The organism is Oceanospirillum beijerinckii DSM 7166, from assembly GCF_000422425.1.
GTDB lineage: Bacteria > Pseudomonadota > Gammaproteobacteria > Pseudomonadales > Halomonadaceae > Oceanospirillum > Oceanospirillum beijerinckii.
In genome coordinates this window covers 1-16949 of the sequence record NZ_AULT01000010.1, presented here as the reverse complement: position 1 = coordinate 16949, position 16949 = coordinate 1, and the positions used below count along the sequence as shown (strand labels likewise).

The 16949-nt window shown below is 49.8% G+C and carries 14 protein-coding genes and 1 pseudogene; 6 read left to right on the top strand and 9 right to left on the bottom strand.

The window, feature by feature from the left end:
• Positions 1-229: 229 nt before the first annotated feature.
• The 6 genes from rpsT to H579_RS0104145 all read right to left on the bottom strand — a co-directional run bounded on the left by rpsT (position 230) and on the right by H579_RS0104145 (position 6712).
• Positions 230-496 carry a 30S ribosomal protein S20 gene (gene rpsT / locus H579_RS0104170; protein ID WP_028299640.1) on the bottom strand — a complete coding sequence of 89 codons (267 nt, stop codon included), beginning with the start codon at positions 494-496 and terminating at the stop codon, positions 230-232.
• Positions 497-671: 175 nt separating this feature from the next.
• The gene (proB, locus tag H579_RS0104165; RefSeq protein ID WP_028299639.1) at positions 672-1793 is read right to left on the bottom strand and encodes a glutamate 5-kinase; all 1122 of its coding nucleotides are present in this window, start codon (positions 1791-1793) and stop codon (positions 672-674) included.
• Between the two features lie 144 nt (positions 1794-1937).
• A complete protein-coding gene (gene cgtA, locus H579_RS0104160) occupies positions 1938-3146 on the bottom strand; it encodes an Obg family GTPase CgtA (RefSeq protein WP_028299638.1) in 1209 nt (402 codons plus the stop codon).
• A gap of 331 nt (positions 3147-3477) precedes the next feature.
• Complete coding sequence (gene rpmA, locus H579_RS0104155) at positions 3478-3738, bottom strand: 50S ribosomal protein L27 (RefSeq protein WP_028299637.1); 261 nt, start codon at positions 3736-3738, stop codon at positions 3478-3480.
• Positions 3739-3828: 90 nt separating this feature from the next.
• Complete coding sequence (gene rplU, locus H579_RS0104150; protein ID WP_028299636.1) at positions 3829-4140, bottom strand: 50S ribosomal protein L21; 312 nt, start codon at positions 4138-4140, stop codon at positions 3829-3831.
• 367 nt (positions 4141-4507) lie between these two features.
• Entirely contained in the window at positions 4508-6712 is a 2205-nt protein-coding gene (locus H579_RS0104145) for a TonB-dependent receptor (RefSeq protein ID WP_051227291.1), read from the bottom strand.
• Between the two features lie 168 nt (positions 6713-6880).
• Between H579_RS0104145 and H579_RS0104140 the strand changes: the two genes are divergently transcribed.
• From H579_RS0104140 to H579_RS0104120, 5 genes are all read left to right on the top strand, one after another.
• Entirely contained in the window at positions 6881-7831 is a 951-nt protein-coding gene (locus H579_RS0104140; protein ID WP_028299634.1) for a GntR family transcriptional regulator, read from the top strand.
• Between the two features lie 171 nt (positions 7832-8002).
• A complete protein-coding gene (gene ispB, locus H579_RS0104135; protein WP_028299633.1) occupies positions 8003-8974 on the top strand; it encodes an octaprenyl diphosphate synthase in 972 nt (323 codons plus the stop codon).
• A 326-nt stretch (positions 8975-9300) separates the two neighbouring features.
• The gene (gene fldB, locus H579_RS0104130; RefSeq protein ID WP_342662778.1) at positions 9301-9816 is read left to right on the top strand and encodes a flavodoxin FldB; all 516 of its coding nucleotides are present in this window, start codon (positions 9301-9303) and stop codon (positions 9814-9816) included.
• 56 nt (positions 9817-9872) lie between these two features.
• Positions 9873-11618 carry a PepSY-associated TM helix domain-containing protein gene (locus H579_RS27580; protein WP_051227290.1) on the top strand — a complete coding sequence of 582 codons (1746 nt, stop codon included), beginning with the start codon at positions 9873-9875 and terminating at the stop codon, positions 11616-11618.
• Positions 11608-11961: a hypothetical protein gene (locus tag H579_RS0104120; RefSeq protein ID WP_051227289.1), complete on the top strand. Its 354-nt coding sequence runs from the start codon at positions 11608-11610 to the stop codon at positions 11959-11961. Before H579_RS27580 ends, H579_RS0104120 begins: the two co-directional genes overlap by 11 nt.
• 133 nt (positions 11962-12094) lie before the next feature.
• Here the strand turns inward: H579_RS0104120 and H579_RS24145 are convergent, their stop codons facing one another.
• Positions 12095-13495: a dihydrolipoyl dehydrogenase gene (locus H579_RS24145; protein WP_036565300.1), complete on the bottom strand. Its 1401-nt coding sequence runs from the start codon at positions 13493-13495 to the stop codon at positions 12095-12097.
• A gap of 187 nt (positions 13496-13682) precedes the next feature.
• Between H579_RS24145 and H579_RS24140 the strand changes: the two genes are divergently transcribed.
• The gene (locus H579_RS24140; protein WP_051227288.1) at positions 13683-15749 is read left to right on the top strand and encodes a putative bifunctional diguanylate cyclase/phosphodiesterase; all 2067 of its coding nucleotides are present in this window, start codon (positions 13683-13685) and stop codon (positions 15747-15749) included.
• Between the two features lie 30 nt (positions 15750-15779).
• Here H579_RS24140 and H579_RS30040 read toward each other — a convergent pair.
• Positions 15780-16044: pseudogene (locus H579_RS30040) on the bottom strand (IS4 family transposase); the annotation flags it as partial.
• A 7-nt stretch (positions 16045-16051) separates the two neighbouring features.
• Positions 16052-16949: DUF4214 domain-containing protein (locus H579_RS27575; protein WP_157834550.1), on the bottom strand; the 898-nt coding region annotated here is incomplete at its 5' end.

Here is a 16949-nt window from a genome sequence, read left to right as displayed (position 1 = left end):
GGTGATCACACTTAAGCACAAGCTGAGCAGAATATTGAGCTTTCAATAAATACAGCAACATCCGCAAAAGAGATCGATTTTAACCCCAGAAAGAGAAAGGGGGGAGCTTTTAACAGGAAAAAAGTAAATCAGAAGATAGGCAAAAAAGTGCTTTAAAAGGTGGCTATAAATAGCAGGCATAAAAAAACCGGCCTAAGCCGGTTTTTTATCTCAAAGAAACGTCTCTGAATTAAGCAGCCAGTGCTTTAACTCGAGCGTTCAGACGGCTCTTAGTACGAGCAGCCTTGTTCTTAGAGATGATGCCTTTGTCAGCAACACTGTCCAGCTTCACTTGTGCAGCTTGGAATTCAGTTGTTGCTTTTGCGTAGTCACCCGCTTCAACTGCCGCTACAACACGCTTTACATAAGTGCGCACCATAGAGCGCAGGCTAGCATTGTGATTGCGGCGCTTTTCAGCCTGGCGTGCACGTTTTTTTGCAGATGCGATATTCGCCACCGTTAAGCTCCTTGGAGAATTCGGTTAATGATATGCGCAACAGGCGCACGTCATATATTAAAATCAAATGTCTTTAGGGGTGCGCATTTTACGGCAAAGCAAAGCCGTTGAACACCCCTTAAAACCGCTTTTTAAAGGAAATTGCTATTTTTTTACCCAGAATCGGTCCGAAAGATCAGACTAAAACCAGATTATCCCGGTTAATCAGCTCAGGATCGGCGATATAACCCAGCAGTGCTTCCATCTTATGAGTCGGTTGACCCAGAATTTTCAGCACATCATCCTGATCATAATTAACCAGGCCTTTGGCGATCAACTCACCCTGCTCACTGACACACTGCACCATATCACCGCGACGGAAACGGCCACTGACCTGTTTCACACCCACAGACAGCAAGCTGGTATTCTTATCGCGCAGCACCCGTACCGCACCAGCGTCCAACACCAGCGTACCACGGGTCTGCAGATGACCGGCCAGCCAACGCTTACGCGCAGCCCAAGGCGTATCTTTTGGCAGAAACAGAGTCCCAAGATCTTCACCATCCAGGGCACGGGACAGCACATTGGGCTGACGACCACTGGCCACCAGAGTCGTCGTACCGGAACGGGCGGCCAAGCTGGCAGCACGCACCTTAGTGATCATACCACCACGACCCAGACGCCCACCGTCGCCCGCCATACCTGCCAGTTCGGGATCATCCGCCCAGGCTTCACTGATCAGGGTTGCATCCGGATTAGAGCGGGGGTCTGCGGTAAACAGACCTTCCTGATCAGTCAGAATAATCAGCACATCTGCCTCCAGCAGATTAGCCACCAGAGCCCCCAGAGTATCGTTATCACCAAAACGTATCTCGTCGGTGACCACAGTATCATTCTCATTAATGATGGGGATCACCTTTAGCTCCAGCAGCGCTTTAACCGTGCTTCTGGCATTTAAATAGCGTTTACGGTTTGACAGATCATCGTGGGTGAGCAGAATCTGCGCCGCACGAACCCCGTGTCCCATAAACTGACTTTCATAAGCCTGCACCAAGCCCATCTGCCCCACCGCTGCGGCAGCCTGAAGCTCGTGCAGGGTGGACGGTCGTTCAGTCAGCCCCAGACGACTCATACCTTCGGCTACAGAACCGGAAGATACCAGGATCAATTCCACACCCCGCTCATGCAGGGCGGCCATCTGGTCAACCCAGCTCGCAATTGCCGGTAGATCCAAGCCTGCACCATCATTGGTTAACAAGGCACTACCGATCTTAACTACGACCCGTTTTGCGCGCTCCAATCTGTCACGCTGCGACATCATCCATCCACCTTTTGTGTATTCAGTCAGTATCAGCCCGAAGGCTAATACTGCAAAGTGCTCACCGCTTAATACACGGCCCTAAGCGGCCGCAGTTCACAGCTAGATACCCGGCGTGAGACTTTACTGTGCTACAGAAAAAACTCAAGGGGTATACTCAACTTCAACGTCGTAATCATCGTCGTCGAAGTCATCGTCATCATCCAGATCGTCTTCCTGAACCACAGCTTTGCGGCCATGACGGCGTTCCAGATAAGCCTCAACCCGAGCAACGGCTTCTTCTTCCATACGCTCACGAATTTCGGCTTCTTCTTCCGCCAGCTCTGGGTTCTCGGCCTGCAATTCACGCTGTTCATCCAACCAGCGCATAATTGTCCAGCACACATCCTGCGTACCTTCACCACCAATAGCGGAAATACGGAACACAGGACCATCCCAGTTCAGCTCAGATACGATACGCTCACACAGCGCATCACGCTCCTCTTCAGGAACCAGATCCAGCTTATTCAACACCAACCAGCGCGGACGCTCAGACAATGTTGGACTGTACTGTTCCAGCTCGCGAATAATCGCCTGAGCAGACTCTACCGGATCAGATTCATCAAACGGGGCCACATCCACCAGATGCAGCAACAGACGGGCACGGGTCAGGTGTTTCAGGAAACGAAAACCCAGACCAGCACCTTCAGAAGCCCCTTCGATCAGACCGGGAATATCGGCCATGACAAAGTGCTTGTGCTGCTCCATTTTTACCACACCCAGGTTTGGCACCAGAGTAGTAAATGGATAGTTTGCCACCTTAGGTTTAGCAGCAGATACCGCACGAATCAGAGTGGACTTACCGGCATTAGGCAGGCCTAACAGACCCACATCCGCCATCACCTTCATCTCAAAGCGCAGATTACGCTCTTCACCCAGCTTACCATTGGTGGTTTTGCGGGGTGCACGGTTGGTACTGGATTTAAAGCGGGTATTACCCAGACCACGGCGACCGCCCTGAGCCACAATCAGCTCCTGACCCACTTCCGTGATATCACCCAGCACCTCAAGGGTATCTTCATCAATGACGGTAGTCCCCACCGGCACCTGAACAAACAGATGCTCACCGGCCTTACCGGAACACTGACGCCCCTGGCCACCATCACCGTTTTGCGCACGATAGCGGCGCTGATAACGGAAGTCGATCAGAGTGTTAAGGGAGTCATCCCCCACCAACACGACGCTACCGCCATCGCCACCGTCACCGCCATCCGGGCCACCTTTTGCGACATACTTTTCCCGACGAAAACTCAGGCAACCGTTACCCCCTTTACCGGCGGCCACGTGAATACTTGCTTCATCTACAAACTGCATGATTCCGTGCTCTTCAATCTGGTACGTTGTTCCAGCTTCTCACCGGCTTATCCCTGCAACTTAATACTCTTTCCGACGAGGCTCCGATCGTAGCGCATACCGGCAAAAAAAACCGTGTATCGTTCGACCAGCAGACTTCAGGAAAAGCGTTCACAGAGTATCCCGATCTATCTTCAGCCTTTGAAAAGCCCTGATTTCGACAGGCAAGCGATACCCCAGATAACTCAGTATCGCTGGAAAAGTGATCTCAGCAGGCCATCTCAGATGGTTGCGCTGAATACGAAAAAAGCCCCGCACAAGGCGGGGCTTTTCAAACCGATCAAAAATCGGTTTATGCAGCAGGAACGATCGTAATTGTCTTACGTTTCTTCGGACCGCGCACTTCAAACTTCACTACACCGTCTGCAGTTGCAAACAGAGTGTGATCTTTGCCCATACCAACATTTACGCCAGCGTGGAATTTAGTACCACGTTGACGAACAATGATGTTACCAGCTTTAACTACTTGACCGCCAAAGCGCTTAACACCAAGGCGTTTCGATTCGGAATCGCGACCGTTACGGGTACTACCACCAGCTTTTTTGTGAGCCATTAGTGCATCCTCGTTGAATTAATCTTGCCGCTGTCAGCCCGGCTCTGTTGCCATTTTGGGCTGGAGCGAAACCTAAGTGATAAGCGTAAATTAACCAGCGATGCCGGTAATTTTCACTTCAGTGTACCACTGACGGTGGCCCTGACGCTTCATGCTGTGCTTACGACGACGGAACTTGATAATTTTAACTTTATCAGCACGGCCGTGGTTAACGATCTCAGCAGACACTTTAGCACCCTCAACCAGAGGAGCACCAATTTTAACGTCATCGCCATCTGCAACCAGCAGAACCTGGTCAAAATCAACTGAAGCGCCAGTTTCCAGCTCCAGTTTTTCAATCTTCAGGACATCGCCTTCAGCTACGCGGTACTGCTTACCGCCGCTTTTGATTACTGCGTACATGTTTGTCTCCAAAATACTGCAGTGCTTAGCGATTGATGAATGCTACTTACTTACCTGTTTTGAATGGACGCGCTCTGGCAACCATCGGACAGGGAGCAAAGGGGATGCTAAGCAGGTCGCGCATTCTATAGTAAGCACCGTCGAACAGCAACCCTTATTACCAGGCAATTTTATGATTGATCGCCCGACACAAAAGGCCTGTCAGGCTTTTTTACTTAGCATGACGGGCCTGCCATCAGTTGTTAGACGATAAGCCTCTGTTTTATCGAATAATTAACTGCATATAACGTCTAAGGAAAGCCAGGCACCAGCCCATACGTCTCTCCATCAATACAGCCCTCAGATATAGAGAGCACGCATCGAAAGATCAGAAATCCAGACTATAGCTGACGCTATAAGTACGCCCGCGCCCCTCAAAAGTCACGACTGCTGGATCAGTCAAATTAGCATAGAGCATCTGAGCTTTCTGACTCCAGAGGGTTTGATAGTCTTCATTGAGCAGGTTATTGATACCAAAATTCAGCTGCCCAACAGGCAAAACATAATGCCCCAGCAGATCGGTCACCGTATAGCCGTCCAGCTGACGCTCTGCCCCATCGGTGTGGTCATCAATCATATTGGCTTGCAGGCGCAGGCCTAACTTATCCTGAGTCCAATCGACATAAGCGCCCAGCTTATTGTTACTGGCATAATAAGCTTCCAGATCTTGCCAATGGCCCTCGGTTTTCTTCTCTGTTTTTACCAGGTGCAGGTTACCACCGACGAGCCACTGATGATTGATACGATAACTAGCGGCACTTTCCAGGCCATAGACACGTTTCTTTTCATCCACCACTTGCACCGATAGATTACGACTACTATTGGTAATACGCTTATCGGATAACGAGTAATAGGCCGCAACCTGAGTACTCAACTGATTATTATCAAAACGCCAGCCCAACTCATAACTATCCGTTTCAATGGCATCTGCCTTATTACCAGCCACATCAATACCGCTGATCAGAGAAGAGCCGTCATAACTGCCATAACCGTAATACTTAGCCGGGTCAGGAATATCGTAACCCTGAGAAAAATTAGCATAGAACTGATGCTGAGCATTCAGATCGAATACGGCACCTAAATTAAACAATGTTGCCGAGTAATCTGCTTCACCTCCCGGTACCGCATCAGCATAGGGCAAAGCACCCGTCGCCACCTGGTATTGCTGCGTTGTCGCTACGAAATCCCCCACATTGGCATTAGCATATTCATAACGCATACCACTATTGACGGTCAGCTTATCGCTTAACCGGGTATTCGCCTGTAAAAACAGCGCTGCGGTATCGATATCGACTTCGGGATAACGCCCGGTGTTAACCGTTGGGTTATAGATCAGACCACCACTGACTGCTGCGGCTGCAAAATCATAATACTGCTGACTGCTACTGAAGCTCTCCCGACTCAGATCAACACCATAGACCAGCTCAGTGCTTGCTTCATCCAAAGCACTGACCATCGCGGATTTTACGCCATAAACATCAGTCTGCTGATTCGAGGCACTGATTGTACTGTTAGCACCGGCAATCCGCGGGAAAGGATAAAACTGCATCTCTTCACTGCGATAATAGCCTTGCAGATACAGTGACTGGCCAACAATATCGTCATGGGAGTACTGCAGATTAAGCAACTGACGGGTTGTTGCGGGCTGCTCAGCCAACACAAGACCATGCTGAACACTGATCTGCTCTGGATCAGAAAAGCCAGCATAATTAATACCAAAAGAGGCTGACTTATTGGCATCCTGCTCATTTTTAAAATATTGCGCAACCAACTCCAAACGCTGTTCATCATCCAGCTGCACACCAACACTGGCCATCAGATCCTGCTGATCGATATATTGAGATGAGGTCTGAGTGATATCCGGCAGTACCTGATCATCATCGGCATTGTAGAAGCCATCGCTCTGGCGCAAGGACGCCGATACACGATAGTCCACAGTTTCAGTACCACCCTGTGCCGATGCGGCTAACTGACGATCCAGATCATCACTGTTAAAGCCACTTTTTAAACCCGCCTGAACACTAAAGCTGGACTCATCCTGAGCACCTTTTTTCGTGATGATATTGATAATGCCGCCACTGGCACCGGCGCCATAAATAGCACTGGCACCGGAGATCACCTCAATACGTTCAATATTAAACGGATCAATGGATTCGAACTGACGACTGACGCTGCGACTGGAATTCAATGATACACCATCAATCATCACCAGCACGGAGCGCCCACGCATCAGCTGACCGTAATTGGTTCGTCCCTGACTACCGCCATCCAGACTGGGAATCAGCTGCGACAGGGCATCCTTAAAGTCCACACCACCAGACATCTGTTGCTCAACCTGTTCCGCCTCAATCACTTGCACAGAGCCCGGTATATCCGCAATTTTTGTTGCCGTGCGATTAGCGGTAATCACCATATCATCCATAGACTCGGGCTGCGCCCAGGCATGAGAGGACACAGCCAGTGCAATAGCGCTGGCAAGTAGAGAAGGTGTTAAAACAGCGGACTGTCGGGATATGGCTCGCTTAAAAGGCACGGGAAACTCCTGAACAACAGATAAATAGTTTTTTGAACACACAAAAGACTATATCTAATGATAATTATTATCAATTGTTTTTTTGAATACAAAATACAATTATGGTGATCAAAAGATTAATCCGCTAAGATGCTCTCCCAGTACAGCAAAGTCGATTAACCGGGATCTATGAGCAAAACCGCTATCACAGCCTTACAGCAGAAACTGGCCAGCCAAATCATTCACTGGATAAGGTCTGAGCACCTGAGTGCAGGCTATCGCCTAAAGGAAGCCGAACTGGCACAACGCCTTGGTGTCTCCCGCACCCCAATACGAGCGGCCTTGCTTTACCTGCAAGAGCATCAACTGGTGCGCTCTTTGCCTTATCGGGGCTTTGAGCTTCTGGTGGATAGCTCTGAGCTGACAGAACCCGAGAAAAATACAGAGCAACCTCCTGTTGAGGAAAAGGTCTATCTGAGGGTATTGGTGGATCTGTTTTTCCAGGAATTGACCGAAAGCTTTTCTGAAAAGGAGTTCCAGCTGCACTACCAACTGAGCCGACACAGCGGTCGTAATCTACTGCAGCAGTTGGAAAACGATGGGTTGCTCTCACGCGGACAAGGTTATAAGTGGCAGGTCAATCCCAGCCTGAACAGCTTGCAACATCACTATGAAAGCTATCGCTGTCGTTTGATGTTTGAACCTGCGGCACTGCTGGAACCTCAATGGCAACTGAATCGCTCCGCACTGAAGCAGTTACAGAGTCGCCATCAGGCGATTATTGAGCAAAACAACCCCATACCTGCCAAGATATTATTTCAGCTCAGCGCTGACTTTCATGAGCAACTGATCGCTTGTTCCGGCAACCGTTTTTTATTGCAGATGATGCAGCAACATAATCGCCTGCGCAAAGCGACAGATCTGATCTCCATGCAGTTTAAATCCTCTCCGGTTAAAGCCTGCCAACGACGTCTGAATATTATCAACAGCCTGCTTATCGGCGATAATAAAGACGCAGCCAAACAGCTAACAGCCCTGTTGGAAAACGATATTCGAGTGATGCAGGATAGCTATCGACAAGCCACAGAGACTCCCAAAGCACAGCTTAAGCACTGGTTACAACAGGCTTTGGATGAATAGCCTTCACCTTTCATAGTCTTCTGAATCCACCTGAACAACCTCTTCAATCAATGTCGTCATCGCCTTGTAATATAGCGTAAAAAGCCAGCTTCAACTTGACACCCTAACGCCCGGTCAATAGCATTCAGACACCCATTTTTTTGTGTCATTTAATAGCGAAAAGCCAACATCATGCAGCCTAAGAGCTCGATCCACGATATCGTTGCGGACGACTTCTCCGCCCTTAACCAGAACATCATTGATCAGCTGCACTCCCGTGTGCCTCTGGTTGAAAATATCGCCGAATACGTTGTAGAAAGCGGTGGTAAACGCATGCGGCCTCTGTTGGTCCTGCTGGTGTGTAAAGCTTTCGACTGTTTAAAAGAAGAGCGTATTCCTCTGGCAGCGCTGGTGGAGTTTATCCATACGGCCACTCTGCTACACGATGATGTGGTCGATGAATCTGATATGCGTCGCGGTAATGAAACGGCCAATAACAAGTGGGGCAACCCCGCCAGCGTATTAGTGGGCGATTTCCTATATACCCGCGCCTTTGAGCTGATGGTTCAGATTGGTGATATGGAGATCCTGAAGATCTACGCCAATGCAACGAACGTGATCTCCGAAGGTGAAGCGCTACAGCTGACCAATGTGCGCAACCCTAAAATCAGCGAAGAACAGTATATGACGGTGATTAAAGCGAAAACCGCCATGCTATTCGAAGCGGCCACCGAGTCCGCTGCCATCTTATCTGGCGCAACGGCTGAACAACGTCAACATCTGGCTGATTATGGCAACTACCTGGGACTGGCCTTCCAGCTGCAGGATGACCTACTGGACTATGAAGGCGATGCCAAAGCGATGGGCAAAAACGTGGGTGATGATCTGGCAGAAGGAAAACCCACCCTGCCACTGATTCAAGCCATGGCCGTAGGCACCGATGAGGAAGCCAAGCTGATCCGCACAGCGATTCGTAAGGGCGGCCTGGAACACCTGAATGATGTGCTCGCAATCATCAATAGAACAGGAGCACTGGAATACACCCGTGAGAAAGCTTACGAGATGGCAGATAAAGCCAAAACAGCTCTGGATTGCCTACCGGACTCCATCTATAAGGAGCGCCTGGCACTGTTTGCGGATCTGGCCGTGAAACGCTCGGCTTAATCAGTCAGGGCTAATAGCTACATATTCTTACCAGCCAGTTTTCGGTAAAGTCCTCAGGCCGTATGCGATCAACGTATATGGCCTGTTTGTTTCCGTACCTTTTATGTCTCCTTCTACTATCCCCTTTCTACTATTTACACCTATCCCCTCCCTTGCCGCACTTTCGCTCTAGCCTCTAGCCTCTAGCCTCTAGCCTCTAGCCTCTAGCCAGATTACTTTATTAGCACCAAACGATCTATCCAGATGATCAATTAAAGCATTTTCAAAATAAATAACAATCACTATCATTTGCATTTTATTTTTAATCCATTGCAAAGGCTTTAATCATGATCGCTCTGATTTACGGTACCACGACCGGTAATACCCAAGACGTCGCAGAAAAAGTACAAAAGATACTGGGCGATGAACTGGTTGATCTGTTTGACGTGAAGGACGCTGACCTGAACGTGATCAACGAGTACGACTTTATTATGTTTGCCATCCCAACCTGGGATTACGGCGAAATCCAGGAAGACTGGGAAGAAGTGTGGGACGAGCTGGATCAATACGATTACTCCGACAAGATCATGGCCTTTATCGGCCTGGGTGATCAGCTGGGTTACGGTGAATGGTTCCTGGATGCTATGGGCATGCTGCATGACAAGGTTGTTGCACAAGGAGCCACCATTGTCGGTCACTGGCCGGTCGAAGGTTACGAATTTGAAGCATCTCTGGCGCTCACTGAAGACAAAGCCAACTTTATCGGTTTGGCATTAGATGAAGACACCCAAAGAGATCTGACCGACGAACGTATTGAGCGCTGGTGCATGCAAATTCAGCAAGAGATGGCATTACCCGCCTAAACCCTGAATCTTATTGCCCCCCACAATTTGCCCCCACTATCGAGGACTGCACATCCATGGATGAGCTGACACAAGCCCCACCAGCGGCAACGGCTGACTCCGCAGGCAGACAGCGTGCAACCCGCCGCCCGAAAGTAAAACGCAAATGGAACCGCCAGTATCTGGCCTATCTGATTCATAGCTTTGTCGGTTTAAAGCTGACCTTGCTGATGACGATTGTTCTGGCCTCCGGCACTCTGGCGGTTCTGTCTCAGGAGATCGATTGGCTATTGATGCCTGAGATGCGCGTTTCCCCCACCGGTGAACGCATCAACTCCGGGGAACTGCTTGACACCCTACAGGCGGCTTACCCCGAGCAGGGGTTAAGCTTTTTCCAGACCAATGAAAACCATCCCCATACTGCGGCTTTTGCCCGTTATAACGATGAAAATGGCGGTTTCCGTTACGCCTGGATTGACCCCTATTCCGGCGAAGTGACGGGCGATACTCCTTTGTTAACGGTAGGACGTTTTTTAAGTTTTCTGCATGCCACTCTGTTTTTGCCAGTGATTGGCCGCAGCCTGGTCAATGCCTTTGGCTTGCTGACCCTGATCTCTCTGGTGGCAGGTTTACTGGCTTACCCCAAGTTCTGGCGTTTCTTCTTTAAAAAGCCCCGTACCGGCAACACCCGTGTCTTTATCGCTGATCTGCATAAACTGGTCGGCTTGTGGAGCATCTGGTTCCTGCTGATTATCGGTATCTCCGGCAGCTGGTGGTTCTATAAAAACCCGTTTGTGCGCTTTATGGATGCCCCTAATCCGGTTGAGCCCTATCCCAGTAAACCGCTACTTAGCTACGAACAATTGGAAAAGTTAGGCACAAAAACACCAACACCACTCACCGGTGCTCAGATCAGCCAAATCGTGCAGGACAAGTACCCGGATTTTCAGATCGATATGCTCAACGCCCCAGAGCATAACGCTGATCCCTATCAGGTCTCGGGTAGCTTTGGTGAATGGCTGGTAAGAACCGGCGGTGGCAGCACGGTTTATGTCAACCCGTATGATGGCGACATCGTTAAAACCATCGATGTGCGCGAATACACAGCTCTGCAGCGCTTTGATCACGCCATGGGGCCCCTGCACTACGGCTACTGGGCCAAATCCGGTACTGCCGATCTGGTGGTAAAACTAGTCTGGTTTAGCTTTGGCGCACTAATGACAGGCCTGGCTGTCACCGGCTTGATTATTAATCTGAAACGCACCCGCCGTGGGGCGCGTATCGTGATGAGCAGAACTCCGGCGCTTAAAGCTCTGAAGAAGAGCTGGCACCTTGCCAAGCCCTGGGGCGGCCCCATGGGTGTCTTTAAGTACATTAACATTCTGATGCTGGTAGGGATCGGCGTTGGCTGCAGCATCGCTATCACCTTGGGCAGCCAGGGGGTTAAAGACACCGGCTTTAGCTACAGCGAAAAAGCGTTGGGTCCGTGGAAAGTCTCTATGAATGCCTATGCAGGGTTACTGGAAAAAGACCTGAAACCGATCAGGCCGGGCATCTCCACCAATCTGGCCGTCAACATCGGCAAACAAGCGCTACATGAGATTAAGTTCCTGCATGTGCGCGTGGGCAAACCGAGAACAATACGCGCACCAGGCACCTTGATTCATGGCCCTCTGGGCAGCAAACACGCGCACTTTGAGTTACCGAAAAAGATCCATGACGGCGCTCGCTTCTGGATGACCGCTCAAACCTGGTCTGGAGAGGTGTATCAGACCTCCTGGCCGATAATGCCTGATAACAAGGAGACCTTTGATGTCCGCTAGCCGCCTTATGTCGTTTCGTTTATCTTCATCGTCACCCTCATTGCTGGTGTTGGCGTCGGTATTCATATTAAGCAGCCAACTTAGCCACGCCCATAGCATCAACCTGGATTGCAGCCAGGTGCAGCAGGAAGTGCAATGTAAAGGCGGTTTCTCTGATGGCTCGGGCACCAGCAATCTGCCCTATGTGGTGATCAGCTATAACGACGATGTCTTAGCGCAAGGCCACTCATCTGAACAATCGACCTTTACCTTTCCACTACCAGAGCAGGATTACTACATCCTACTGGATGCAGGCCCAGGCCATGTGGTCGAGCTGGATATGCAGGATGTGGCCAAAAACTGATTCTTGATGGCATTTATCTCAGTAACAGATATCAGGGTGTTTAGCACCCCTGATACCCAGACCTGCAGCAAACCAATAAAGAAATTTGATGCGCCACGTCTCTGAGTATCAAGCATTGGCAACTCTCACTCTGTTAGTCGGTTTTATAAGGCAGAAAGTGCTCCGGTAGCACACCACCCAGCTCTTCACCCAGGTGATACAGAGCACTACGCAACCCTTCCTCCATGGTCGGATGGTAGAACGGAAGATGAACAATCTCATCGACGGTCATGCCGTTATGAACACAAGTGGCTAATTGAAATGCAAAGTGCTCGGCTTTTGGCACCAGCATCTCCCCTCCAAGGAGTTTGCGACTTTTTCTATCCGCATAAAGCTTCACCACGCCCCGGTTTACTCCCATAATCAGCGCCCGGTTCTGAAAACTAAAGTCGGCACTGCCAATGGCCGTTTGGCTTAGATCCAGCTCATCGTAACGCGCACCAAAGGATGCTATCTGGGGATCGGTAAATACGATGGACATGGGCACACGGCGTTGATACGGCTTTAACTCCACACCCTGCAAAGCGCTATAAGCCGCGATACGTCCTTCATCGGCTGACTCATGCATTTGAGCCCGACCGCCGGAGGTATCCCCTGCGATAAATATTCCGCTATCGGCTACCTGAAGCGTATCCGGGTTGAAACATGGAATCCCCTGCGGATCCACCGGCAACCCTGTCGCAGCAAAGTTCATATCCAGCACTCCAGGGCGACGCCCCATCGCAGCCAATACCGCACTTACCCTTACACGTTCACCGCACACCTGTATGGTAATCTGTCCGGCATCACGATCTAACTCAGGTTGATGCCCCATATAGATAGGAAACTCCGTTGACAGGCTTTCTAAAGCCCAATGACTGACATCAGGATCAGCAACCCCTGCCAAACGCTCACCTTGCTCAATACCGATCACTTGCACCCCAAGTCGGGACAACGCCAGCCCGAGCTCCAACCCTACGCCACCCAAACCGACAATCGCGATGCTTTCAGGTAATGTCTCCAGTTCAAACAGGCGCTCTGAGGTTAAAACCCGCTCATCAAAGTGCTGCCAAGCCTCCGGGATGATGGGTTTCGAGCCCGTAGCTAAAATAATTTTTTCAGCCTTAATACGAGTTTCACCAACCCGGAGAGTCCGGGCATCTTCAAATACGGCATGCTCAGAGATATAACGCTCCCCCAGATTTTTAGCTGCTTTAACCGGACTTTGAACAAAACGATCCCTTAATAAACGCACCCGCTTCATCACTTCTCGGGACTCGATTCTCAGCTGACGGGCATTACTGATCCCCAGCTCCGGCATAAAATGTCGCTTATGAAACTCATTGGCAGCTTCAATCAATGCCTTGGATGGCATACAGCCGATACGGGCACATGTGGTTCCCAAAGGTCCTGGGTCAATCAAGACAAAATCATCTGTATGGCGCTGCACAACTTTCAGGGCACTTAAACCCGCAGTACCTGCTCCGACAATCGCCACTTTTACTGTTTGACCCATTGTAAACTCCCTCTGAAAATAATTACCCAATGTGAAAACCATCACATCCGGGAACCAGACTGTGAAATACCTGTATCAAGACTCTATGACGTTGGCGTGAAGCCTGATATTTTATAGAGCAGAAACCGCAACACGAGGAAGAGTTCGTTGCGCTGCTTTTTGTTGCCGTACCGAGATATTTAACTGCATGAACCTTCTAAAAACAGAGTTGAATCCCGAAAATGCTTCGCTGCACAAAATTCTGGACAATCTGGCTGTTGCGACCATAGTCTTATCTGCACAGGCTCAACTTCGTTATGCCAACAAGGCAGCTCGTCAGTTATTAGCGCTTACTCCTCCCGAACAAACCCTCTCCGGCCAGGAACTCCTGCATCAGCTACCTTCTGAGGAACAAACCAGTCTGATATCAGCCTGCCGAGCACACCGCAATGATCAACTGAGCCTGAACCTTAGTGCTACAAGCCGACAAAACGTTAAACGTACACTCCAGATCAGCCTGCAACCCGTTGATGACGACAGTGGAGACTTACAGGCGATTCTGAAAGATATGTCCCAGTATCAGGCTGCCAGCCGACTGCCCGTACACTTTCATCAGGCGATGCAGCAGACTCAGGATCTGGTGATGGTGACCGATAGCCATGGCCGTATCGAGTACGTTAATCCAGCCTTTATTCACCAAACCGGCTATGCAGAAAACGACGTTCTGGGACAAACACCACAGCTGCTGAGTTCTGGTGAGCACGACAACACCTTTTATCACAAAATGTGGAAAACCCTGCGCTCAGGGCAAAGCTTCAGAGATATCTTTATCAACCGCAGGAAAAATGGCAAACGCTACCAGGAAGAGAAAACCATTACACCGATTCGCGATGAGTTTGGTCAGGTCAGCCATTTTGTGTCCACCGGCAGAGATATCACAGAGCTGGTCAACAGTGAGCAGCATCTGGACTTCCTCAGGCGCTTTGATCCTTTAACAGGCTTACCCAATCGTCAGCGCCTGTGTGAACACTTTGAACGCCATGTCTTGCAACGCAAGCGTGCGCCTATGGCACTGTTTTTGATTGACTTAGATCGTCTAAGCCTTATCAACGACAGCCTGGGCCGCAGTGCTGGTGATGACCTGCTGAAACTGTTCAGCCAACGCCTGAAGCAGCGCCTGCCGGAGCATTTTATTGGCCGTTTAGGCAGCGACGCTTTTCTGGTGATGGCGGAAGGTATTCAAACACCGGATCAAGCCGCCCATATGGCACAACAATTCCATCAGATCATGGCCCTGCCCTTTGAACTGACTCAGGCGGAGCTGTTTATCAGTATCAGCCTGGGCATCACGCTCTACCCTTATGACGGAGATCAGTTTGATGAACTGATCAACAAAGCCGACAGCGCCATGCATCGCTGTAAGGACAATGAACAAGGCTTTGGTTTCTTTACCGAAGATCTGACGATCCAAACCCAGAACCGGGTACGTATGGAGAATCAGCTACGCCAGGCTCTGTTGCACCGGCAGTTCCACCTGGTATTCCAACCCCGGGTTAATCTGCAAACAGGTCAGGTGCAAGGGGTAGAAGCCTTACTGCGCTGGATTCATAGAGACGGCAAAAGCACTTCTCCGGCGGAGTTTATTCCGGTACTGGAAGAGATAGGCCTAATCACTTCTGTCGGTGAGTGGGCGCTATTAAGAGCCTGCAACTTTGCCAGCCAATGGCTGCAGAAAGGCCATGATCTAGGAATATCGGTCAACCTGTCTGCCCGTCAATTACGCCAGGATAATCTGCCTGAAGTCATTAATCGTTGTTTGGATCTAACCGGTTTACCCGCCCATAAACTGGAACTGGAACTGACCGAAACCAGTATGCTCGCCGATGTTGAGCACTCCATCGCCCAACTGGAAAAGCTTAAGGCGATGGGCATTCGTATCGCCATTGATGACTTTGGTACCGGCTATTCCTCCTTGGCTTATCTGAAACGATTACCGGTACATACCCTTAAGATTGACCGTGCCTTTATTCAGGAATTAAGTGCTGATAGTACCGATTTGGATATTGTTCGCACCATCACCCAACTGGCTCATAGCCTGAAGCTGGATGTAACCGCAGAAGGCATTGAGAATCGCGAGCAACTTAATCTAATCAAAGAACTGGGCTGTAATGAAGGCCAGGGATTTCTACTGGCCAAACCCATGAATGAGGTGGATCTGCTCCATTGGCATAATCACTTTAACCTCAATCGAGTGATAGCTGGCGAAGCGTCTTAAGTTAATGCCTCAGGAAGTCTTAGGTAATCAGAGCACAGGAATGCCTGCATCGCCCACCACAATGGCCAGTACCAGTATATTGATTTTAAAGCGCCCTCGTTGCCAGCTTGTTCTGTCCATAGCCAGCATCCATGTCCCCAGGGGCGCTGATAGCGGCGATGAACCGAGCAGCCTGATCAAAATTGAGATCAAAACCCCTGAGAAGGCGCTTCATCCTTTTGTTATGAGAGCCAACCTGAGCATCGGAGCCCATCGTACAGGCAATCCGAGCCAGGTTGACTTTAGTGCTTGTGATGTTTTGTTTAAGACAACAAGAAGTTCCAGCTCTCAGGAGCTAAGTACTGCTCAGTGAACTCTTCTGAATCGACAAACGCTTGAGCCATTTCCAATAAGGTCATATTGTGCATCTGAGCTTGTTCAATCCAATAAGCCTTTCCGGCATCATCAGAATCCCTCTCCAAAATAATCTGATACAAGCTCTCAATCTGGCCATCCTGACTTTGAGACCCTATGTCCAGGTTATTTTTACTCTGGAACTCTTCCGATTCGATCATACTCAGTGCCATTCCACCTAAGGAGATCTCACCCTGGCTTTCTTCTTCAGCCCACCATTGGAAGCCTGCGACATCGGCCTGGCGTCCCAAGATATGCGTGTATAGCGTTGCGATTACGCCCAAGTCTTGAGCATAAGTCACGACCTGTGATTGATCAGCAAACTCAACAAGTTCTACATTGACTAATGTATCACTATCGGTGATGTCATTTTTATGGGTGATCGTCAACACCCCATGCGTTTGCTCAATCAGGTAATCGGCTTGATTGCCTTCATAAGTGACTCGGTCTGAGTCCATGCCGCCATGTAGAATATCCATACCCTCGCCACCAAACAGGGTGTCGTTACCGTTATCACCAAACAGCAGATCATCACCGCCTTTGGAGCCCACGGTATCATCACCATCGCCTCCGTGCAGCTCATCATCATCCGGTCCCAGAATCATAAACTGACTACCGGTGCCCGCATACAGAGTGTTCTGACCATCGCCACCAAACAGGGTAGCAGGGCCAATAATGACCGCAAACTCAATATTCTGCAGATTCAGAATCGTACCGGAAGGCAGATTGGACGCATCTATCACCATCGCCTCGGTACGGTCACTATTGTTACTGCCTCGAATAGTAATCGGGCTACTAGGTCGCTCA